General features: G+C 65.7%; 20 protein-coding genes and 1 tRNA gene. 5 read left to right on the top strand and 16 right to left on the bottom strand.

The features are described 5' to 3' along the window. Nucleotides 1-26: 26 nt before the first annotated feature. Both BRO63_RS09160 and BRO63_RS09155 read right to left on the bottom strand, forming a co-directional pair. On the bottom strand, nucleotides 27-1604 hold the full coding sequence (locus BRO63_RS09160; protein WP_088139409.1) for an ABC transporter substrate-binding protein: 1578 nt from the start codon (nucleotides 1602-1604) through the stop codon (nucleotides 27-29). 74 nt (nucleotides 1605-1678) lie between these two features. Next, nucleotides 1679-2434: an aspartate/glutamate racemase family protein gene (locus BRO63_RS09155; RefSeq protein ID WP_088139408.1), complete on the bottom strand. Its 756-nt coding sequence runs from the start codon at nucleotides 2432-2434 to the stop codon at nucleotides 1679-1681. A gap of 249 nt (nucleotides 2435-2683) precedes the next feature. Between BRO63_RS09155 and BRO63_RS09150 the strand changes: the two genes are divergently transcribed. Beyond that, a complete protein-coding gene (locus BRO63_RS09150) occupies nucleotides 2684-3403 on the top strand; it encodes a GntR family transcriptional regulator (protein ID WP_088139407.1) in 720 nt (239 codons plus the stop codon). A 61-nt stretch (nucleotides 3404-3464) separates the two neighbouring features. Here BRO63_RS09150 and BRO63_RS09145 read toward each other — a convergent pair whose 3' ends face one another. Continuing rightward, nucleotides 3465-3755, bottom strand: a complete 291-nt coding sequence (locus BRO63_RS09145; RefSeq protein WP_013392635.1) for a DUF3579 domain-containing protein — start codon at nucleotides 3753-3755, stop codon at nucleotides 3465-3467. Between the two features lie 219 nt (nucleotides 3756-3974). On the opposite strand from BRO63_RS09145, the gene BRO63_RS09140 reads away from it, so the two are divergent. Then, a complete protein-coding gene (locus BRO63_RS09140; RefSeq protein ID WP_088139406.1) occupies nucleotides 3975-5156 on the top strand; it encodes an aspartate aminotransferase family protein in 1182 nt (393 codons plus the stop codon). A gap of 58 nt (nucleotides 5157-5214) precedes the next feature. Continuing rightward, on the top strand, nucleotides 5215-6156 hold the full coding sequence (gene argF / locus BRO63_RS09135; RefSeq protein ID WP_088139458.1) for an ornithine carbamoyltransferase: 942 nt from the start codon (nucleotides 5215-5217) through the stop codon (nucleotides 6154-6156). Between the two features lie 103 nt (nucleotides 6157-6259). Here the strand turns inward: argF and BRO63_RS09130 are convergent, their stop codons facing one another. The 4 genes from BRO63_RS09130 to BRO63_RS09115 all read right to left on the bottom strand — a co-directional run bounded on the left by BRO63_RS09130 (nucleotide 6260) and on the right by BRO63_RS09115 (nucleotide 9260). Next, on the bottom strand, nucleotides 6260-6823 hold the full coding sequence (locus BRO63_RS09130) for a DUF4286 family protein (protein ID WP_088139405.1): 564 nt from the start codon (nucleotides 6821-6823) through the stop codon (nucleotides 6260-6262). A 13-nt stretch (nucleotides 6824-6836) separates the two neighbouring features. Further along, nucleotides 6837-7367 carry a carboxymuconolactone decarboxylase family protein gene (locus BRO63_RS09125; RefSeq protein WP_088139404.1) on the bottom strand — a complete coding sequence of 177 codons (531 nt, stop codon included), beginning with the start codon at nucleotides 7365-7367 and terminating at the stop codon, nucleotides 6837-6839. 2 nt (nucleotides 7368-7369) lie between these two features. Further along, nucleotides 7370-8323, bottom strand: a complete 954-nt coding sequence (locus BRO63_RS09120; protein WP_088139403.1) for a Bug family tripartite tricarboxylate transporter substrate binding protein — start codon at nucleotides 8321-8323, stop codon at nucleotides 7370-7372. A gap of 70 nt (nucleotides 8324-8393) precedes the next feature. Further along, entirely contained in the window at nucleotides 8394-9260 is an 867-nt protein-coding gene (locus tag BRO63_RS09115) for an amidohydrolase family protein (RefSeq protein ID WP_179215057.1), read from the bottom strand. 97 nt (nucleotides 9261-9357) lie between these two features. Between BRO63_RS09115 and BRO63_RS09110 the strand changes: the two genes are divergently transcribed. Both BRO63_RS09110 and argG read left to right on the top strand, forming a co-directional pair. Further along, nucleotides 9358-10284 (top strand): LysR family transcriptional regulator, encoded by a 927-nt coding sequence (locus BRO63_RS09110; protein WP_088139401.1) that lies wholly within the window; start codon nucleotides 9358-9360, stop codon nucleotides 10282-10284. Nucleotides 10285-10366: 82 nt separating this feature from the next. Continuing rightward, nucleotides 10367-11707 carry an argininosuccinate synthase gene (gene argG, locus BRO63_RS09105; protein WP_088139400.1) on the top strand — a complete coding sequence of 447 codons (1341 nt, stop codon included), beginning with the start codon at nucleotides 10367-10369 and terminating at the stop codon, nucleotides 11705-11707. 205 nt (nucleotides 11708-11912) lie between these two features. Here the strand turns inward: argG and BRO63_RS09100 are convergent, their stop codons facing one another. From BRO63_RS09100 to BRO63_RS09060, 9 genes are all read right to left on the bottom strand, one after another. Further along, nucleotides 11913-13841, bottom strand: coding sequence for a potassium transporter Kup (locus BRO63_RS09100; protein WP_088139399.1), 1929 nt, complete (start codon nucleotides 13839-13841; stop codon nucleotides 11913-11915). Then, a complete protein-coding gene (locus BRO63_RS09095; RefSeq protein ID WP_256942799.1) occupies nucleotides 13838-14953 on the bottom strand; it encodes a sensor histidine kinase in 1116 nt (371 codons plus the stop codon). The genes BRO63_RS09100 and BRO63_RS09095 overlap by 4 nt, the downstream gene beginning before the upstream one ends. A 66-nt stretch (nucleotides 14954-15019) precedes the next feature. Then, the gene (locus BRO63_RS09090) at nucleotides 15020-15691 is read right to left on the bottom strand and encodes a response regulator transcription factor (RefSeq protein ID WP_006218435.1); all 672 of its coding nucleotides are present in this window, start codon (nucleotides 15689-15691) and stop codon (nucleotides 15020-15022) included. A 65-nt stretch (nucleotides 15692-15756) separates the two neighbouring features. Next, the gene (locus BRO63_RS09085) at nucleotides 15757-16239 is read right to left on the bottom strand and encodes an ExbD/TolR family protein (RefSeq protein WP_088139398.1); all 483 of its coding nucleotides are present in this window, start codon (nucleotides 16237-16239) and stop codon (nucleotides 15757-15759) included. Further along, a complete protein-coding gene (locus BRO63_RS09080; protein WP_088139397.1) occupies nucleotides 16239-17234 on the bottom strand; it encodes a MotA/TolQ/ExbB proton channel family protein in 996 nt (331 codons plus the stop codon). Before BRO63_RS09080 ends, BRO63_RS09085 begins: the two co-directional genes overlap by 1 nt. A gap of 1 nt (nucleotide 17235) precedes the next feature. Next, nucleotides 17236-18048, bottom strand: coding sequence for an energy transducer TonB (locus BRO63_RS09075; protein WP_088139396.1), 813 nt, complete (start codon nucleotides 18046-18048; stop codon nucleotides 17236-17238). 297 nt (nucleotides 18049-18345) lie between these two features. Continuing rightward, nucleotides 18346-18421, bottom strand: a tRNA-Val gene (locus tag BRO63_RS09070). Between the two features lie 153 nt (nucleotides 18422-18574). Next, nucleotides 18575-18847 carry an HU family DNA-binding protein gene (locus BRO63_RS09065; protein WP_003812968.1) on the bottom strand — a complete coding sequence of 91 codons (273 nt, stop codon included), beginning with the start codon at nucleotides 18845-18847 and terminating at the stop codon, nucleotides 18575-18577. A 352-nt stretch (nucleotides 18848-19199) separates the two neighbouring features. Beyond that, nucleotides 19200-19880 carry a Fe2+-dependent dioxygenase gene (locus tag BRO63_RS09060; protein ID WP_088139395.1) on the bottom strand — a complete coding sequence of 227 codons (681 nt, stop codon included), beginning with the start codon at nucleotides 19878-19880 and terminating at the stop codon, nucleotides 19200-19202. Between the last annotated feature and the right edge of the window lie 9 nt (nucleotides 19881-19889).

Genomic DNA, 19889 nt, shown 5'->3' with positions numbered 1-19889 from the left:
CCGCCGGCGGGCGGCGGTCCGCGGCGTCACTGCATGCGCACGGTCCACAGGCGCGCCTTGTTGTCCGGCATCTGCAGCACCTCGCCGACCTTGTTGCCCACGGCCCAGGCCATCGGCTGCTGGTGCAGCGGCAGGAAGCGCACATCGTCATGCAGCGTCTGCAACACCTCGGCCATCATCTGCACCCGCTTGGGGCGGTCCATCTCGGCTGCGGCCGCGTCGATCCTGGCGTCCAGCGCCGCATCACCCCACTGGCCCCAGTTGAAGACGCCCGCCGGGCCGCTGCGGCTGTGCATCACCTGCAGCAGGATGGACAGCGCGTCGATCTGCGGCTCGTTGGCCCAGCCATGGATGGTGATGTCGAACTCGCCGCGCGAACGCTTGGGGTTCTGCAGCGAACGCGGGCCGCTGGCCAGCGAAGCCTTCACGCCGATGCGCGCCCACATGGAGGCGGCGGCCTGGCAGATTTCCTCCTCGTTGACGAACATGTCGTTCGAGCACAGCAGCGACACCGTGAACCCGTCCGGATAGCCGGCCTCGGCCAGCAGCTTCTTGGCGCGCGCGGCGTCGAACGGCAGACGCTCCTCCTGCTTGGGCTCGTAGCCCGGGATGGACGGCGCCACCAATGCGCCCGTGGTGCGCGACAGGCCGCGCATCACGCGCTTCTGGATCAGTTCCGGCGACAGCGCCATGTACAGCGCCTGGCGCACCTTCAAGTCCTTCAGCGGATTCTTGTCGGTGATGTTGGAGCCGACCAGCTTGTCGCCCAGGTTGAAGCCGAAGTACAGGGTGCGCAACTCGGTCGAGGCCAGCACCTTGACGTTGGACGCCGCGCGCAGCCGATCCAGGTCCTGCAACGGCGCGTTCTCGGTGAAATTGATGTCGCCCGACAACAGCGCCGCCACCCGCGTGGGCGCGGAGGCGATGGGCGTGAATTCGATGCGGTCCAGGTTGTGGCGCGGCTTGTCCCACCAGCCGGGGTTGACCACCAGCACGGTGCGCGTGTCCGGACGGTACGACTCCACCTTGAAGGGGCCGGTGCCGTTGGCATTGTGCGTGGCGTAGCCTTCGATCTTCTTGGCGGCGTCGGTCGGTTTCAGGCTGTTGTTGTCCACCAGCCACTGACGGTTGAAGATGAAGATGTTGGTCAGGTCGTTGAGCATCAGCGGATACGGATGCGTCATTTCGATGTCGACCGTATAGTCGTCGACCTTGCGCACCGCCTTGAAGGCCGGCAGATTGCCCTTCAGCGGCGAGGCTTCGTCCGAGACCCGCGTCATCGACGCCACCACGTCGTCCGCCGAGAACGGCGCGCCGTTGTGGAACTTCACCCCCTTGCGCAAATGAAAGCGCAGCACCGTGGGCGACGGCGTCTCCCAGGACTCCGCCAGCGCGGGCGTGATGTTGAACTTGTCGTCATAGCGGATCAGCGCTTCGTACACATGGTTCAGGAACGCCAGGTTGAAGGTGCTGCCGTAGGAATACGGATCCAGCGAATCCAGGTCCCGGGCCGCGCCCCACTTCAGCGTGTTGGCGGCGTTGGCCCCCGTGATGGCCGACAGCGCGATCACGGCGCCCGCGGTCCACTTGAGCAAAGTCTTCATGGCTGCAACTCTCCCTTGTGTATCTGTCTGAACTCGCCGGGGTCGGGCCCGGCGCGGTGGGTAAGACGAAAAGACTAGGAATGCGCGCCCGGACGGATCAGCGACAGCCGCTGCGCGCGCTCCAGGGACGCCAGCGCCAACACCTGGGCCAGCGCGGCACGGTAGGAATCGATGATGGGCACGGCCGGCAGGCGCGGCAGGCTGGGCAGGTAGCCGGCCAGCGCGGCGCCCGCCACGATGACCACGTCCGCGCCCTGCGCCACTGCGGCATCCAGCGCCCGGCTGACCTGCAAGGCAGACTCGGCCGAGCGCGACACGTAGTCCAGGGCATTGCCCGGCAGGGCCAGGATGCCGGCGCAGCGGGACTCCAGCCCCAGCTGGCGGATCTGTTCGCGCAGCATGCCGGGCCAGCGCTGCCCCACTGTCACGATGGCGTAGCGGTCGCCGCGCTGCAGGGCGCTCAGGATGGAGGCCTCGGCCATGCCCACCACCGGCACGTCCAGGCGTTCGCGCACCGCGCCGATGCCGGGCTCGCCGAAACAGGCCAGCAGGCAGGCGTCGAATCCGCCGTCCGGCGCTTCGCCTGCCGCGCGCTCCACGACGTCCAGCACGGCATGGGCGGCAATGGCCGCCTCCGCGCGGCTGGCGATGTAGGCGGGGCCGAACCCGGCGGTGACCGCATGGATGCGGACCATGTCCCCGTAAAAGGCCTCGGCCTGGCTGGCCAGGCTGGTCGTCAGCTCGGACGTGGTGTTGCCGTTGACCACCAGCAGGCGGTAAGGCGCGGAAAGGGACAGCTCGGTAGCGGCGGCCTGGGGTACAGCGGACATGGATCAGCCTTTGTGAACTTGTATACAAACAATTAGATAGATTAAGAACAACCAAGATTGTTTTGTATAAAAATTTGTATACGATTTATGTCGCCAATGTACTCCGCACAATCTCGGCGACAAGCTATCGCTAACCCTTATCCGCGGGTGTAGTATGCTTTCCAGCACAGAGAAAAATGCGCGCCGGCAGCGCCAGCCGGACCATTCCAACACCCTGAAAAGCGCGCAGGCATAGGAGCCAACAAGAAGATGAAGTCCCTCGCGCCGCCGGCCGACGAGCCCGCCAAGAAAGACATCAGCCGCAACGAAATCGTATACAAAAATTTGCGCAGAGCCATCATCGAGCAGGCCCTGCTGCCCGGCGACAAGCTGCCCGAGGACATCATCGGCGAGCGCTTCGGCGTCAGCCGGACCATCGTCCGCAGCGTCCTGACACGCCTGTTCAGCGAGGGCCTGGTGGATTTGCGGCCGAACCGGGGGGCTGCGGTGGCCCGCCCCAGCCTGGAAGAAGCGCACGACATCTTCGAGGCGCGCCGCTGCCTGGAGCGCGACGTGACGCGCCGGCTGCTGCAGCACATCACTGAGGCCGGGCTGGCGCGGCTGGAACAGCACGTGGCGCAGGAAGAGGAAGCCCGCAAGCGCAACAGCACCAACGAGTCCATCCGGCTGTCAGGCGAATTCCACATCCTGATGGCGGAACTGTCGGGCAATGCGGTGTATGCGCGCTACGTGAACGAGATCGTGTCGCGCTGCTCGCTGATCCTGGCGCTTTATGGCCGGCCGCATTCGAGCGAATGCGCGGTCAGCGAGCACATGGAGATCGTGGCGGGCCTGCGCGCGCGCGACGAGAAGCACGTGCTGCATCTGCTGGAGCACCACCTGGAATCGGTGACCGCGCGCGCGCTGCTGACCGCGGACGGCCAGGGCGTGCGCGATATCCGCAAGATCCTGGACCGATACGGCACGTAGGGGCGTGCGGCGTCCTCCAACGAAAAAGCGCCCGGTGAGGGCGCTTTTTTGGTTGGGGAGCCTAGATTTCGCGCTCTTCCGTCTTGAGGTTGTTGTCGCGGGCGAAATCCACCACGAACTTGTACGCCAGCGGTTCCAGATCGCGCAAACGCAGATCGACCACGATCCCGCGCACGCCGTCGATCACGACGGGCAGCACATAGGGCGAATAGGTGAGGTGGTTACCGGCACAGCCGGCGGGCCGGAATTGTGCCATTACGCCGGCGAGCCGTTCCGCCCAATCGCTGGGGCGAAAGCGGCTACCGCTTTCGGTAACGCCATGAATTACGAATTGTCTGACGCGAGTTGCCATGAGTTCTTCACTACAGCGCGCCCTTCACGAAAGCCGGATCTTCGGCGTGATCAAACATGCGCCCTGCGCCGCGAATTGTATATGATTGATCCTTTGCCCTCTTTCAAAAGGCGATTCGCCTGGGAAAACGAGCTGCCCGGGCTGCCAAACGCGGCGGCATCCCACGGGAACTCCAGCCGAGTCCCGGCGCAATCCGCTTCATCCACGGGAGGATCCGCGATGACTTCGCCTCTGGCCAATATCTACGCCCGGCTGCCGGTATCGTTCACGCACGGCCAGGGCGTCTGGCTGTGGGACGCCGAAGGCCGCAAGTACCTGGACGCGCTGGCAGGCATCGGGGTGTCCTGCCTGGGCCACGCCCATCCAAAACTGGTGGCCGCCATCAGCGAGCAGGCCGCCCGCGTCATCCATACCTCGAACATCTACGAAGTGCCGCAGCAGACCGCGCTGGCCGCGCGCCTGACGCAGCTGTCCGGCATGCAGGAAGTCGCCTTCAACAACAGCGGCTCCGAGGCCAACGAGGCCGCGATCAAGCTGGCGCGCTACTACGCCTACCAGCGCGGCAACAAGCACGCCCACATCATCACCATGGATTCGTCCTGGCATGGCCGCACGCTGGCCACGCTGGCGGCCACGGGCAGCGAAAAGGCGCGCAAGGGCTTCGAGCCCCTGCCCTCGGGCTTCATCCAGGTGCCGTACAACAGCGTGGACGCGGTGCGCGCCGCGGGCGACGCCGAGCCGCGCGTGGCCGCCGTGCTGCTGGAGGTCCTGCAAGGCGAAGGCGGCATCCGTCCCTCCGACATCGCCTACCTGCAGGAGGTGCGCCGGCTGTGCACCGAACGCGGCTGGCTGCTGATGATCGACGAAGTCCAGTCCGGCATCGGCCGCACCGGCAAGTGGTTCGCCCACCAATGGGCCGATATCGTCCCCGACGTCATGACCCTGGCCAAGGGCCTGGCAGGCGGCGTGCCCATCGGCGCCATGCTGGCCGCCGGCCCCGCCGCGGGCGTGCTCACGCCGGGCAGCCACGGCACCACCTTCGGCGGCGGCCCGCTGGTCTGTGCGGCCGGGCTGGCCGTGCTGGACGCGCTGGAATCCGAAAAACTGCTGGACAACGCCCACGACGTGGGCAACCACCTGAAAACCGCCCTGGCCGATGCGCTGGCCGGCACCCGCGGCGTCACCGAGATCCGCGGCCGCGGCCTGATGCTGGGCATCGAGCTGGCCCGCCCCTGCGGCGTGCTGGCCCTGCGCGCCATGGAAGCCGGACTGCTCATCAACGTGACGCGCGACCGCGTGATCCGCATGTTGCCGCCGCTGATCCTCAACCGCGACGAAGCCGACCGCATCGTCGCCATCCTGGTTCCGCTCATCCAGGAATTCCTGGCCGAAACACCATAAAATCAACGTCCCGCCCGGGCCATGAGCCTGGCCGGGCCCCATGACCTGCGACATCACCATGACACCTCCCACGACTCAAAACGGCCCGCTGCGGCACTTCCTGCAGTTCAAGGACTTCTCGTCCGCCGAGATCGCCTACGTGCTGGACCGCGCGCGCCTGATCAAGGACAAATTCAAACGCTACGAACCCCACATGCCGCTGCACGACCGCACGCTGGCGATGGTGTTTGAAAAGGCCAGCACGCGCACCCGCGTTTCGTTCGAGGCCGGCATGTACCAGATGGGCGGATCGGTCATCAACCTGACCTCCAACGATTCGCAACTGGGCCGCTCCGAGCCCATCGAAGACACCGCGCGCGTCATCTCGCGCATGGTCGACATCGTCATGATCCGCACGTTCGAGCAGACCCGCATCGAGCGCTTCGCCTCGCACTCGCGCGTGCCCGTGATCAACGGCCTGACCAACGAATTCCACCCCTGCCAGATCCTGGCGGACATCTTCACCTACATCGAGCACCGCGGCCCCATCGCCGGCAAGACGGTGGCCTGGGTGGGCGACGCCAACAACATGGCCTACACCTGGCTGCAGGCCGCGGAAATGCTGGGCTTCACGCTGCACGTGTCCACGCCGGCCGGCTACGAGCTCGAAGCCTCGCGCATCGGCACGCCGCCCGCCACGGTGCTGCGCCAGTTCAAGGATCCCATGGAAGCCTGCCAAGGCGCGCACCTGGTCACCACCGACGTCTGGACCAGCATGGGCTATGAAGCCGAAAACGAAGAGCGCCGCGCCGCCTTCGCCGACTGGTGCGTGGACGCCGAAATGATGGCCGCCGCCGACCCCCAAGCCGTGTTCATGCACTGCCTGCCCGCCCACCGCGGCGAGGAAGTCACCGGCGAAGTCATCGACGGCCCGCAAAGCGTGGTCTGGGACGAAGCCGAAAACCGCCTGCACGTGCAGAAGGCGCTGATGGAGTTCCTGCTGCTGGGCCAGCTCAAGTAAAGCCGCCCGAATACGGAAAAGCCTGCGCATCTTGCGATGCGCAGGCTTTTTTCATGGGCGCGGCACACCCGCATTCGAATCCGATGCGGCGGACGCCGCGCAATTACAGGAGCCGCTTGAACATGGTCCGGCGCGTATTGCGGAACGACGGCCGCACCCGGCTGCTCCAGTCGCTGGCGCGCACGACCAGCCAGGGCGGGCTGCCGAAGGTTTCGCGCGTGTGCAGGTCGTAGCAGGCCAGATAGCGCGGCGACTCGTCGCGGCATTCATAGCGCATGGCGCGCACCGTGCCAGGCACCGATGCCAGGCCCGGCAAGTGCTCCTGGTCGTACCAGGCATTCAGGTCGGCTTCGGCCTCGGGCAGCACGTCGGTCTCTACGATGTAGTGCCACGGCGCGTCCTGCCCCGCCGAAGCGCCTGCCAAGTCCAGCGTCAGGTGCAGCACGCGGCTGCGCGCGCCCGGGAAGCTCTCGGCCAGGCGCGCCTGCGCTTCCGGCAAGGCCGCCGCCGATCCGCGCAGATAGACGTAGGTTTCGTCCTCTTCCACGGCGGCGTACGCGGCGGCGCGCAGGCCTGCCAATCCTTGGGTCAAGGTCTGTTCAAGTTCGCGCGCGCGCGCCTCGTCGAAGCGTTCGCCCAGCGACACCAGCAATACGGTTTCCTGCACTCCAGTCTCCTGTTCAATGTCCGACGCGCAAGGCCACCAGAAAGCGCGACACCATGTTGTACGCGCCCACGGTCGCCGCCAGCTCCACCAGTTGCGTGTCATCGTAGCGCGCGCGCAGCGGCGCGAACACGGCGTCCGGCACCTCGATGTCGCGCGTCATGGCGTCCGTCAGCACCAGCACGTCGACCTCGCCGGCTTCCAGGCCCTGCAGGCCTGACGCCGCTGGACCGTCTCGCAACGCGTCCACCAGCGCCTGCGGCATGCCAGCGGCCAGCGCGTGCGGTACGTGCGCCTCGAACTCGTAGGGCGCGTTGTTCAAGGTCGCCACGCGCAGGATGATCAGCTCGCGCAGGCGCGGCGGTACCGCGGTGTTCAGGCGGATCGCCGTCAGCATGGCTTCCCAGCCCTGGACCACGGCCGGGCTGTTCAGCAGCACCTGGTACAGCGGCGAAATGCGCCCCCGCGCGGCCGCGATCCGCGCCTCGATGTCCGCCAGTTCCGGCCGGCTGCCCGGCGCTACCAGCCCTACTCTGCATGCCTTCATCTTCACTCCGGACGAATGTTCTTGCGCTGGATCAGCGCGGTCCACTTCTCGCGGTCGGACGCGATCAGGGCAGCCAGTTCCTGCGGGCTGCCGGGAGCGGCCTGGGCTCCGAATTTTTCCAGGCGCGCACGCACGCTCTCCGTGTTCAGCGCGGCGCGCACGGCCTGGTTGAGCTTGTCGATCGTGGCCGGCGGCGTGGCGACGGGCGCCACGATGCCGTACCAGTTGTTGGACTCCACGCCGGCAATGCCCTGCTCGGCCAGGGTCTTGACCTCGGGCAGCAGCGGGTGGCGGGTCGGCGCGGCGATGCCCAGGGGCTTCAACTTGCCGCCCTGGATATGGCCGATCAAGCCCGGCACGTCGCCGAAGAAGCCCGACACCTGGTTGCCCATCACGTCGTTGATGACCGGCGCCGCGCCCTTGTAGGGCACATGCATCACATTCGCCTTGCTGGAGTCCGCAAACATTTCCAGCGTCAGGTGGGGAATGCTGCCTATGCCCGACGAGCCGATCGCCACCGACTGCGAGGCCGCCTGCGACTTCTTGACGAAGTCCGCCGCGTCGACCGCCGGATTGGACGGGTTCACCACGAACACCGTGGCGTTGTTAACCACCTTGGACACCGGCGCGAAATCGCGCACGGGGTCATACGGCAGGTCCTTGTACAGCGCCGGGCTGATCGCGACCGCGCCCACGCTGGTCAGGAACAGCACCGAGCCGTCGGCGGGCGCCTTGGCCACGTAGGCTGCCGCAATGTTGCCATTGGCGCCGGCCTTGTTCTCCACGATGACCTGCTGCTTGAGTTCCTTGCCCAGTTGCTCGGCCAGCACCCGGCCGACCAGATCAACGGGCCCGCCAGGCGGGAAAGCAATGATGAGGCGCACCGGCCCATCGGCATGGGCAGGTCCCAGGGCGGCCAGGCTCAGCAGGCCGGCGGACAGTATTTTCTTGAACATGGTGTCTCCTGATTGAATGGAATTTTCTTGTCGTTCGCGCGCCGCCTGATGGCAGCCGCGTTTGCCGCGCCTACTCGAATCCGTACAGCCGCGCCGGGTTGTCCACCAGGATGCGCTGGCGCAGGGCCGCATCGGGGCAAGCTTCGAAAAACAGGTCGACCAGTTCGCCGTCGTCCGGCATGTCGCCTGCCACGTTCGGATGCGGCCAGTCCGTACCCCACAGGCAGCGGTCGGGCAACGCCTCGGCCAGCGCGCGCACGAAGGGCAGGCCCTCGGCGTATGGACGCTTGCCCGACGCGATGCGGTCGATGCCCGACACCTTGACCCAGGCCTGGGGCACCTGCGCCAAGCCCAACAGCGCCAGCATCGCCGGCGACTCCAGGCCATCACCCGCCTTCAACCGCCCCATGTGATCGACCACGAAAGGCAACGGCAAAGCGGCCAGGCGCGGCAACAGTTCAGGCAGCATCGCGCCATCCAGATGCAGACACAGATGCCAGCCCAGCGGCGCGATCAACGCCACCACATGGTCGAAGACCGCCGGATCGGGCGCGCCGCCCAGATGCGGCACGAAGTTGAAACGGGCCGCGCGCACGCCGCCCTCATGCAATTGCCTGACGCCGGCCTCGGTCGCGTCCGCTCCCAGCAGCGCGACGCCGCGATAGCGGCCGCCGCTTTGGGTCAGCGCATCCAGCAAGGCGCGGTGGTCGGATCCATGGCAGTTGGCCTGCACCACCACCGCGCGCTGCACGCCCAGGCGGCCGTGCAGCGCCGCCATGGCCTGGTAAGGCGCATCCGGCGGCGTGTACGAACGGCCCTCCGCATACGGAAACACGTCCGCCGGCCCAAACACGTGGCAATGCGCATCGCAGGCGCCCGGCGGCAAGGCGTGGCGGGGACGGGACGGCGCGGCTAGCGGAGGACGGCAATCGGGCACGGGCGGGTTCCTGCGTTGAAAACGCCATGGTCCCGGATTGCCCGCCGCCCAACAATGCTATATCTTTGATTTCAGATATAGATTTTTAGAATATCCGATGGATCTCAAGCAGATCGAATACTTCCTGCGGGTAGCTGAGAGACGCAGTTTCTCGCGCGCCGCCGAAATGCTGGACGTGGCGCAGCCCACGCTCAGCCGCCAGGTGCGCCTGCTGGAACTGGAGCTGGGCCAGCACCTGCTCTACCGCAACGGACGCGGCGCCGAGCCCACCGAGGCCGGGCTGCGCTTCCTGGAGCATGCCCGCGCCCTGCTGACCCTGGCCGAACGCGCCAAGGAAGACCTCCAGACCCTGCGCGAGACACCCACCGGCAAGGTCGTGGTGGGCCTGCCGCCCCGCATCGCGCGCGTGCTCACGCCCCCGCTGGTCCAGGCCTTCCGCCGCAGCTTCCCCGAGGCCTCCATCGCCGTGGCCGAGGGTCTCAGCGCCCAGGTGCGCGAATGGCTGCTGGCTGGCCGCGTCGACCTGGCCCTGCTCTATGACCCCGCGCCCTCGCCCCAACTGGCCTACGAATCGCTGTTCCGCGAAGACCTGGTGCTGGTGGCCGCGCCCGGCCACCGGCCCGCCCTGCCCCCGCGCATCGCCGTGGCGGAACTCGGCAACTACCCGCTGGTGGTGCCCAGCCTGCCCAACGCCATCCGCACTCTGGTCGAGAGCGTGTGCCGCGCCCAGGGCGTGCGCCTGACCATCGCCGTCGAGGTGGACGCCGTCCAGACCATCGTCGAACTGGCCGCCCAGGGCGACGCCTACGCCATCCTGCCGCGCTCGGCCGCGCGCGGCCCCGCCGCGGAACACGAACTGTCGCTGTGCGACATCGTCGAGCCGACCATCACCAACGACCTGGTGCTGGCCAGCGCCCGCCACCGCCCCGCCACCCGCCTGGCCGCCGCCACCGCGCTCCTGATCCGGCGGCTGGAGCTGCCTGCCCTGTTCGCCCCGGCGGCCCGCCCGCGGCAAAAGAGTTAAAATAGAGTCCGTTTTTCTTGTTTGGCGGCTAGCAGCTGTCAAAGTCTGCTGTCCAAGTCCTGTTGGCGTCTCACTTCAAACAATGACCACTATCCTCCCGAACCTTCCCACCGGCCAGAAGGTCGGCATCGCCTTCTCCGGCGGCCTCGACACCAGCGCAGCGCTCCTGTGGATGCGCAACAACGGCGCCATCCCCTACGCCTACACCGCGAACCTGGGCCAGCCCGACGAGTCCGACTACGACGAGATCCCGCGCAAGGCCATGGCCTACGGCGCCGAAAAGGCCCGCCTGATCGACTGCCGCGCGCAGATGGTGGCCGAAGGCATCGCCGCCCTGCAGTCGGGCGCGTTCCACATCTCGACCGCCGGCATCACCTACTTCAACACCACCCCCATCGGCCGCGCAGTGACCGGCACGATGCTGGTGGCCGCCATGAAGGAAGACGACGTCAACATCTGGGGCGACGGCAGCACCTTCAAGGGCAACGACATCGAGCGCTTCTACCGCTACGGCCTGCTGACCAACCCGGACCTGAAGATCTACAAGCCCTGGCTGGACCAGCGCTTCATCGACGAGCTCGGCGGCCGTTCGGAAATGTCCGAGTACATGCGCCAGGCCGGCTTCGACTACAAGATGTCGGCTGAAAAGGCCTACTCCACCGACTCCAACCTGCTGGGCGCCACGCACGAAGCCAAGGACCTGGAGCACCTGAACTCCGGCATCCGCATCGTCAAGCCCATCATGGGCGTCGCCTTCTGGCGCGACGACGTCGCCGTCAAGGCCGAGGAAGTCACCGTCCGCTTCGAGGAAGGCCACCCGGTCGCCCTGAACGGCGTGGAATACAGCGACCCCGTCGAACTGATGCTCGAAGCCAACCGCATCGGCGGCCGCCACGGCCTGGGCATGAGCGACCAGATCGAAAACCGCATCATCGAAGCCAAGAGCCGCGGCATCTACGAAGCCCCGGGCCTGGCCCTGCTGTTCATCGCCTACGAGCGCCTGGTCACCGGCATCCACAACGAAGACACCATCGAGCAGTACCGCGAAAGCGGCCGCAAGCTCGGCCGCCTGCTGTACCAGGGCCGCTGGTTCGACCCGCAAGCCATCATGCTGCGCGAAGCCGCCCAACGCTGGGTCGCCCGCGCCGTCACCGGCGAAGTCACCATCGAACTGCGCCGCGGCAACGACTACTCGCTGCTGAACACCGAATCGCCCAACCTGACCTACGCCCCCGAGCGTCTGTCCATGGAAAAGGTCGAAAACGCCCCGTTCACGCCCGCGGACCGCATCGGCCAACTCACCATGCGCAACCTCGACATCGTCGACACCCGCGGCAAGCTCTTCACCTACGTGAAGACCGGCCTGCTCGCCTCCTCCGGCAGCTCGCTGCCCCAGCTGAGCGACGACGGCAAGAAGAAGTAATTCTTCAACGCCCAAAACCAGAAAGCCCTTCGACACGCCGAAGGGCTTTTTGTTTGAACAACATCAATCGCAAGAAACCGCCAAAGCTCCCAAAGGCCGCCCGCGCGGCCGGCCGGGGGCGAGCGCCGCAAGATCCATCGCCATACCCCTCGCCCCAGGCGTCATAAGAACCCGAACACCGCCCCCAAGGCAAACAAACAAGAGCCTAAAGCTCCACCTGCATCCCCATCTCCACCACCCGATTAGCCGGAATCTTAAAGAACTTGGTACTCCGAGTAGAGTTCCGCGCCATGAACGAAAACACCGCCCGCCGCCAGCGCCACAACGCCGGCTTCTTCGCCGCCACCACCGTCTGCCGCGACAGGAAGTAAGAAGTCCTCATCGGCTCCAGATCGATCTCCGGATAAGCCTCCGCCACCAGCCGCAGCGCCTCCGGCACGTCCGGATCTTCCTTGAAGCCGTAGTTGATCGTCGCCTGCCAGCTCGACGCCGACAACTTGGTCACGGAGAAGCGCTCTTCTTCAGAGATATAGGGCACGTCCGCCACCAGGATCGTCAGGAACAGCACATGATCGTGCAGCACCTTGTTGTGCTTCAGGTTATGCAGCAACGCCGGCGGCACATTGCCCGAATTCATCGTCATGAAGATGGCGGTGCCCGGCACCCGCGACGGCGGATACTCCTCGAGCTGCGACATGAATTCCTTGAGCGGCTGGCGATCCCGCTGCTGCATCTCGGACAGCAGCCGGCGGCCGCGGCGCCAGGTCATCATCAGCGTGAACACCACGATCGCCACCAGCAGCGGCAGCCAGCCGCCCTCGTGGATCTTGAACACGTTGGCCGAGAACAGCAGCACGTCGAACAACAGCAGCAGGCCCAGCGCCACCAGCCACAACACACGCTTCACCCCGGTCGAGCCGCGCGGCAGCACCGCGAAAGCCAGCACCGACGTCGTGAACATCGTCCCCGTGACCGCGAAGCCATACGCCGCGGCCAAATTGTCCGAATTGCGGAACAGCAGCACCAGGATCAGCACCGCGCACAGCAGCAACGCGTTGACTTGCGGCAGATAGATCTGGCCCTTCTCCACCGCCGAGGTATGCAGGATCTGCATGCGCGGCCAGAAGCCCAGCTGCACTGCCTGGCGCGTGACCGAATAGGCGCCCGATATCACCGCCTGCGACGCCACGATGGTCGCGATGGTGGCCAGCGCCACCAACGGGGCCAACCCCCATTCCGGCGCCATCATGAAGAACGGATTGCGTATCGCCGTCGGATCGCGCAACAGCAGCGCGCCCTGGCCGAAATAGCACAGCGTCAGGGCCGGCAGCACCATGCTGAACCAGGCGCGGCGAATCGCCGGACGGCCAAAGTGGCCCATGTCGGCATACAGCGCCTCGGCGCCCGTCAGCGCCAGCACCACGGCGCCCAGCAGCACGAAACTGATCCACGGAAACTCGATGATGAAACGCAGGCCCCACATCGGATTCAAGGCCCGCAGCACTTCCGGCGTCTGCCATATCTGCCAGCCGCCCAGCGCGGCCAGCGTACCGAACCACAATAGCATCACCGGACCGAACAGCTTGCCCATGGCGCCCGTGCCGTGCGACTGGATCGCGAACAACGCGATCAACACCACCAGGGCCAGCGGCACCACCCAGGCGTCCAGTTGGTGCGACACGATGCCTATCCCTTCCAGCGCTGACAGCACCGAGATCGCCGGCGTGATCATGCTGTCGCCATAGAACAGCGCCGCGCCAAAGATCCCCAGCACGATCAGCACCCAGCGCAGCTTGCCTTCGCGCCCGCGCACCGCCAATTCCAGCAAGGCCAGCGTGCCGCCTTCGCCGCGGTTGTCGGCGCGCAGAATCAGCGTCACGTACTTGAACGACACCACCACCATCAGCATCCAGAACAGGATGGACAGCACGCCCAGCAAGTGGGCGGGCTCCAGGTCGGTGTGCACGCTCAGCCCCGTCAGACAGGCCCGCAGCGTATACAAGGGACTGGTGCCGATATCGCCATACACCACGCCCAGCGCCCCCATGATGAGGGCGGCCCGCGACGACGGCGCGTGTCCGCCTAGTGCTTGCCCATTGGACGACGAAGGAACGCTGACCGAACCCTGGCTCATGATGTAGGTTCTTGACGAGTGAGTTGGGCGCCCTTGCGGGGGCCGGGAAACACGACCGACAGCCGTGTTCCTGAAAAGTCCGGACGGCTGGTGAGCTTCCACCAGGCGCCATGCGCATGCGCGATTTCCCGCACGATGGCCAGCCCCAGGCCCGACCCGCCCGCGGTAGCCGTGGGCGAACGGTAGAAGGCCTCGAACACGCGTTCGCGTTCATCCGGCGAAATGCCCGGGCCATCGTCCTCCACGGTCAGCGAAGGCGGATTGGCGCCGACGATCAGCGTGATGCGGCCGGTCTTGTTGCCATAGCGCAGCGCATTGTCGATGAGATTGCCCAGCAGTTCGGCCAGCAACAGGGGATCGGCGTCGATCCAGATGGGTGCGTCGGGCGCGACCAGATCCAGGTCATAGTGCGCCTCGCGCACCCGCGGAAACCATTCCGCGCCATGCGCCCGCACCCATTCGCACAGGTCGATGCGCACGAAGCTGTCTTGCGGACGGGCGTTGGGGTCGGCGCGCGCCAGGACCAGCAATTGCTGCCCCAGGCGGATCATGCGGTCGCTCACGGCCTTGATCCGTTCGGCCCGCGCGCGCACGTCGTCGGGCAAGGGACGCGCCAACATCAGTTCGGATTCCAGCCGCAAGCCGGCCAAGGGTGTGCGCAATTGGTGCGCGGCGTGGCCGATGAAGCGGCGCTGCGCCGCCAGCGAGGCGTCCAGGCGCAGCAGCAAGTCATTGGTGTGCGTGACCAGCGGCTCGATCTCGACCGGCACGCCTGCCACCTCCAGCGGCTGCATGTCGTCGATCGAGCGCTGCCGGATCTCTTCGGACAGATGATTGACCGAACGCAGCCCCGAACGCACGCCTTGCACCACCACCCAGGTGAACAGCGCGATCAGCGCGACCTGCCCCACCACCATCAGCCAGAAAAAGTCTTCCAGCATCCAGAGCGACATGTCGATCTTGTGCGTGATGACCCAGGTGGCCGCCAGGTCCAGCAGGACCAGCAGCAGGATCGGCGGCATCAGGCGGATGACCAGATGCCGCGCCAGCGAACGGGAGGGAAGCAAGGGGCGGGAAGCCGGAGCAGCGGTAGGAGTGCGTTCCTGCATCATGACGCAATGCCCTCGCCTAGGCGTATGGATGCGCTCGGCCGGCGCGACGCGGCCGCAGCCGGCCCGTCAGGCCGTTTCCACATCCAGCATGTAGCCAAAGCCGCGCACCGTTTGAATACTGGCGCCCGTGCCTTCGAGGCGCTTGCGCAAGCGGTACACGTAGACTTCGACGGCGTTTTCGCTGAAATCGGCATCCCAGGCCGACAGCGAGTTCACGATCTGGCGCTTGGTCACGACGCGGCCGACGCGGGCCATCAGCATTTCCAGCACGGAAAGCTCGCGCACCGACAGGGACAGGCGCTGGCCATTGGCCCGGACTTCGCGGCCGACGGTGTCGAACACCAGCGGGCCGACTTCGATCAGGGGCTGCGCCTGTCCGGCACGGCGCCGGCCAAAGGCGCGCACGCGCGCCGCCAGCTCGGGCAGTTCGAAAGGTTTGGTGACGTAGTCGTCCGCTCCGGCGTCCAGGCCGGCGACGCGGTCCTCGATGCCATCGCGGGCGGTGAGGATCAGCACGGGGACCTGGTTGCCGTCCTGGCGCAATTGCCGCAGCACATCCAGCCCGCTCATGCCGGGGAGGTTGAGGTCGAGCAGCATGAGGTCGTAAGGCTGGCCTGCCAAGGCGCCCAGAACCCGGTCGCCCTCGGTCAGCCAGTCGACCGCATAGCCTTGGTCGGCCAGAAATTCCTGGAGCGCGTGGCCCAGGGTGGTGTCGTCTTCGATTACCAGAACTCGCATGCGGCGATTCTAGCGCGATCCCGGCCGGAACGGGGCGTGAAATACGCCCCGGGGCCGGGAAGCGTTCAAGGTGCGGACGGAGCCGGGGCGGCTCCCGCTGCTGCGGGGGCTGCCGCGCCCGCGGCGCCGCCCGAAGGAGGCGTGGTGACGAATCCGATGCGCGTCATGCCCGAACGGCGGGCCGAAGCCATGACCTTGGCCAGGGTCTCGTAACGCGTGTTCTGGTCCGCGCGGATGCGGATCTCGGGTTGCGGCTTGGTGCCGGCGATCGACTTGAAGCGGTTGGGCAGGTCGTCGATATTGACCGGCTTCTCGTCCCAGAACAGCGCGCCGCTGGCATCGATGGCCAGGTCGACGGTCTTGGGCTCTTCCTCGATCTGCTCGGCCGCCACCTGGGGCATGTTGATCTTGATCGAATGCGCCAGCAGCGGCGCGGTGATGATGAAGATCACCAGCAGCACCAGCATCACGTCGATCAGGGGCACCATGTTGATCTCGGAAACCGTATGGCTTCCGGATCCCTTGCCCTCGAAGCTGCCAAAGGCCATTATTCGCTCCCGCGTTGAGCCGCAGCGCCGTTGCCGTTCTGGCGACGCAGTGCGCGCACCTTGCCGTCGGACAGAGCGACTTGCTGGCCGGTGGTCAGGAACGCGAACAAATCATGCGCGAAAGCATCCAGACGCGAGAGGAACACGCGGTTGTTGCGCACGAAGGTGTTGTAGGCCAGCACCGCGGGAATGGCGACCGCCAGGCCCAGGCCGGTCATGATCAGCGCTTCGCCCACCGGACCGGCGATGCGGTTGATGGTCACGCCGTCGGACAGGCCGATGCCGACCAGGGCATGGTACACGCCCCACACCGTGCCGAACAGGCCCACGAAAGGCGCCGTCGAACCCACCGAAGCCAGCACGGTCAGGCCGTTTTCCAGCTTGGCGGTTTCTTCGTCGATGACTTTGCGCATGGTGCGCGTGACGAAATCGGTATTGCTACCGGCCTCTTCCAGCTTGGTCGCGCCGAACTTGTTGTGATGCGCCTGCGCGTGCATGGCGTGGCTGGCCAGGTGCGAGAACGGATCACGCGCGCCGTGCGTGACGATTTCGTTTTCGACCTGCTCGAGCGAGCTGGCGTTCCAGAACTTGTTCAGGAAATCCGCCGAGCGCTTGCGCATGCTGACGTTGCTGGCGACCTTGACCAGGATCAGGTACCAGGTCACCAACGACATCAGGATCAGAATGATGAACAGGCTCTTGCCGACGAAGTCGCTCTGCGCGATGAAGTGCAGAAAGCCCATATCCGGGACCGCGGCGGGAGCCGGCGCGGCAGGCAGCGCCGAGGGCAGCGCGGCGGCGGCGCCTTGCAGCGCGTCGGCCGATTGCTGGACAGCGCCAGCGGCTTGCTGAGCCACGGCGCCGACGGTCGAGGCGGCTTGTTGGGCTGCGGGCGCGGCCGCGGCCGCGGCAGGCGCAGCGGCGGCGGCAGCCGGCACAGCCGGGCTGGTGGTCGCCTGCGCCACCAGGGTGGCGCTATGCAGTGCGTTGGACATCTCAGTTCCTCATTACGAAATCGAACGGAATTTTGGCTTTGGCGGGATAGGCCACGCCGTTACGGGTATACGGTTTGAAACGGCCCTTGCGGGCGGCTGCCAGCGCCGATTCGTCCAGGCGCGGAAAGCCCGAGGATGCGTCGATGGTTGCCCGCTCGACCAGCCCCTGGGTATTGATCTCGACCAGCACCACCACCCGGCCCTCTTCCCGCATGCGGCGCGAAGCCATCGGGTAGTTGGGCATGGGACGAGCGCCCTGGAACTCGATGCTGGAAACCAGCACCGGCTGATCCGGCGGCGGCCCTTGCTGCGGTCCTTGCGGCGCCTGCGTGCCTTCGGGCGCGCCGCTGGGCGGCGCCTTTGGCGCATCCGGCTTGGGCTCGACCTTGACGTCCTGCTTGGGCTCGGGCTTGGGTTTAGGCTTGGGCTGCGGCTTGGGCTTGGGTTTGGGCGCCGGCATCGGCGGCTTTTCAACCACCGGCTCCGGTTCGGGTTCAGGCTCCGGCTCGGGCTTGAGTTCGGGCTCCGGCTCGGGCTCAGGTTCGACTTCGGGTTGCGGCGGCTCGGGCGGCGTTTCCGTCACCGGCTGCGGCTCCTCGGGAGTAGGTTCGGCCTTGGCGATCTGGGGTATGGGCGCATCCACCACGCTCACCATGATGGCTTCGGGCTCCTCGAGTTCAGGACGATTCTCGGGCGCCATGAAGATGGCGCCAATCACTGCCGCATGCAGCGCCAGGACCGTCAGGCCAGCGCCTGCGCGTATACCGAATGAAGAGCGCGAAGAAGAATTCCAACCGCGTTGAAAACTAGGCATGAATCAGCCAGGGTGCATTGACTTATCCGGCCAGCCAGGAAAGACGCACACGCGATGGCGACGCCGGCTGACCGGTACAAGCCCACAATAATATCTTAAATGCGAATGATTCGCACGTCCTATTTCATCTGATCCGGTCCTACTTCTTGACCACGATCATGGGCGCAAGCAACGCCGCTCACGCAACGCGCGCCGATCGCCAATGAATGAGAACACCTGACCCTCAAAACAAAAAACCCGCCACCATGACGTGTGCGGGTTTTTAGCGGAGCGCGTATCGGATGCAGTGCGTGCTTTTGGTGGGTGCTACAGGGGTCGAACCTGTGACCTACGCCTTGTAAGGGCGCCGCTCTACCAACTGAGCTAAGCACCCTTTCTGATGCAGCTTCAAGACGAAATTCGCGAAAAATCCGTACAAGCAACTGCCAACCGGGGCACTCAAAAGCAATACGCGGGCCGGAGTATACCGGACCGCGCACTTGTGGGCAAATCGCCAGGGCCGGGCCTGCGACCTGCCCGCCGTCCATTAGTTGACGGCGTCCTTCAGGGCCTTGCCCGGACGGAACTTCGGCACCTTGGCCTTCTTGATCTTGATGGTTTCGCCGGTGCGCGGATTACGGCCGGTGCGAGCGGCGCGAGCCGACACAGCGAACGTGCCAAAGCCAACCAACGTAACCGTACCGCCCTTCTTCAGGGTGGTCTTGACGGCACCGATCAGGGCGTCGAGCGAACGGCCAGCGGCAGCCTTGGAGATGTCGGCCTTGCTGGCGATGTGATCGATGAGTTCGGTTTTGTTCATTCAGGTGTACCCCTCACAAGGTATGGAGTCTGCCGGTAGTGCAGTTCATGGCCGTCATGATGGACGCCACAGAAGACGCAAGACCCGACAAACGACGAACAGACAGTGGATAAACTTTTTTCTTGCGCTGCGAAGCACAACTTTTAAACTGCTGCGCCGCCTGGATTCAAGGGCAAATTGCCTTCAAACCGTCAGCGACGCAGACGTGTATTAGGCCTTGGCGTGGCGCGGCTGTCAAGCGAAAACCTCACTACAACCCGCGCCAATACTAGCTTTTAGACCTTTTCGCAATAAACAGAAACACGCATTTCGGCGTTTGCGCGACACCCCTGGGCACGATAGTTAACTTGCGTCAGACCTCGGCCCATCGGCGCAGCAAATTGTGATAAATGCCGGTGAGCTGCACGATGGAAGCATGCCCCGCGACGTCCTGATTCAAGCGCTGTATGGCCACATCCATGTCCAGCAGCAGCGCGCGCTGGCTGTCTTCGCGCACCAGGCTCTGCATCCAGAAGAAGGACGACACGCGCGCGCCGCGCGTCACCGGATTGACCTTGTGCAGGCTGGTGCTGGGGTACAGCACCATATGCCCCGCAGGCAGCTTCACCGCGCGCGGACCGTAGGTGTCGTCGATGACCAGTTCGCCGCCATCGTAGGAGTCAGGTTCCGAGAAGAACAACGTGGCCGACAGGTCCGTGCGCACGCGCTCGGCCGTGCCGGCGATGCCGCGCACGGCGTTGTCCACGTGATAGCCGAAGGACTCTCCGCCTTCGTAGCGGTTGAACAGCGGCGGGAATATCTTGCGCGGCAAGGCAGCCGACATGAACAGGTTATTTCCCGCCAGGCGTTGCAGGATCAGGCTGCCCAGTTCCTGCGCCAGGGCATGTTGTTCCGGCAGTTGGCGGTTGCGCTTGACCTCGGCCGACTGATGGCCGGCCGTGACCTTGCCATCGATCCAATCGGCGGCGTCCAGGCGGCGCCGGATCTCGGCCGCCTCTTGCGGCGTAAAAACTTCTGCGATCTGTATAAGCATGGGGGCTAT

Origin of the sequence: Achromobacter xylosoxidans, from assembly GCF_002192695.1 — a bacterium.
Taxonomy (GTDB): domain Bacteria; phylum Pseudomonadota; class Gammaproteobacteria; order Burkholderiales; family Burkholderiaceae_B; genus Achromobacter; species Achromobacter xylosoxidans_C.
This window is presented reverse-complemented; position numbering and strand designations above follow the sequence as displayed.

Excerpts from the sequence above, each read along its gene's own strand:
- BRO63_RS09160 (WP_088139409.1), bottom strand. The coding sequence starts at position 1,604 with ATGAAGACTTTGCTCAAGTGGACCGCGGGCGCCGTGATCGCGCTGTCG.
- BRO63_RS09155 (WP_088139408.1), bottom strand. The coding sequence starts at position 2,434 with ATGTCCGCTGTACCCCAGGCCGCCGCTACCGAGCTGTCCCTTTCCGCG.
- BRO63_RS09150 (WP_088139407.1), top strand. The coding sequence starts at position 2,684 with ATGAAGTCCCTCGCGCCGCCGGCCGACGAGCCCGCCAAGAAAGACATC.
- BRO63_RS09145 (WP_013392635.1), bottom strand. The coding sequence starts at position 3,755 with ATGGCAACTCGCGTCAGACAATTCGTAATTCATGGCGTTACCGAAAGC.
- BRO63_RS09140 (WP_088139406.1), top strand. The coding sequence starts at position 3,975 with ATGACTTCGCCTCTGGCCAATATCTACGCCCGGCTGCCGGTATCGTTC.
- argF (WP_088139458.1), top strand. The coding sequence starts at position 5,215 with ATGACACCTCCCACGACTCAAAACGGCCCGCTGCGGCACTTCCTGCAG.
- BRO63_RS09125 (WP_088139404.1), bottom strand. The coding sequence starts at position 7,367 with ATGAAGGCATGCAGAGTAGGGCTGGTAGCGCCGGGCAGCCGGCCGGAA.
- BRO63_RS09120 (WP_088139403.1), bottom strand. The coding sequence starts at position 8,323 with ATGTTCAAGAAAATACTGTCCGCCGGCCTGCTGAGCCTGGCCGCCCTG.
- BRO63_RS09110 (WP_088139401.1), top strand. The coding sequence starts at position 9,358 with ATGGATCTCAAGCAGATCGAATACTTCCTGCGGGTAGCTGAGAGACGC.
- argG (WP_088139400.1), top strand. The coding sequence starts at position 10,367 with ATGACCACTATCCTCCCGAACCTTCCCACCGGCCAGAAGGTCGGCATC.
- BRO63_RS09100 (WP_088139399.1), bottom strand. The coding sequence starts at position 13,841 with ATGAGCCAGGGTTCGGTCAGCGTTCCTTCGTCGTCCAATGGGCAAGCA.
- BRO63_RS09095 (WP_256942799.1), bottom strand. The coding sequence starts at position 14,953 with ATGATGCAGGAACGCACTCCTACCGCTGCTCCGGCTTCCCGCCCCTTG.
- BRO63_RS09090 (WP_006218435.1), bottom strand. The coding sequence starts at position 15,691 with ATGCGAGTTCTGGTAATCGAAGACGACACCACCCTGGGCCACGCGCTC.
- BRO63_RS09085 (WP_088139398.1), bottom strand. The coding sequence starts at position 16,239 with ATGGCCTTTGGCAGCTTCGAGGGCAAGGGATCCGGAAGCCATACGGTT.
- BRO63_RS09080 (WP_088139397.1), bottom strand. The coding sequence starts at position 17,234 with ATGTCCAACGCACTGCATAGCGCCACCCTGGTGGCGCAGGCGACCACC.
- BRO63_RS09075 (WP_088139396.1), bottom strand. The coding sequence starts at position 18,048 with ATGCCTAGTTTTCAACGCGGTTGGAATTCTTCTTCGCGCTCTTCATTC.
- BRO63_RS09065 (WP_003812968.1), bottom strand. The coding sequence starts at position 18,847 with ATGAACAAAACCGAACTCATCGATCACATCGCCAGCAAGGCCGACATC.
- BRO63_RS09060 (WP_088139395.1), bottom strand. The coding sequence starts at position 19,880 with ATGCTTATACAGATCGCAGAAGTTTTTACGCCGCAAGAGGCGGCCGAG.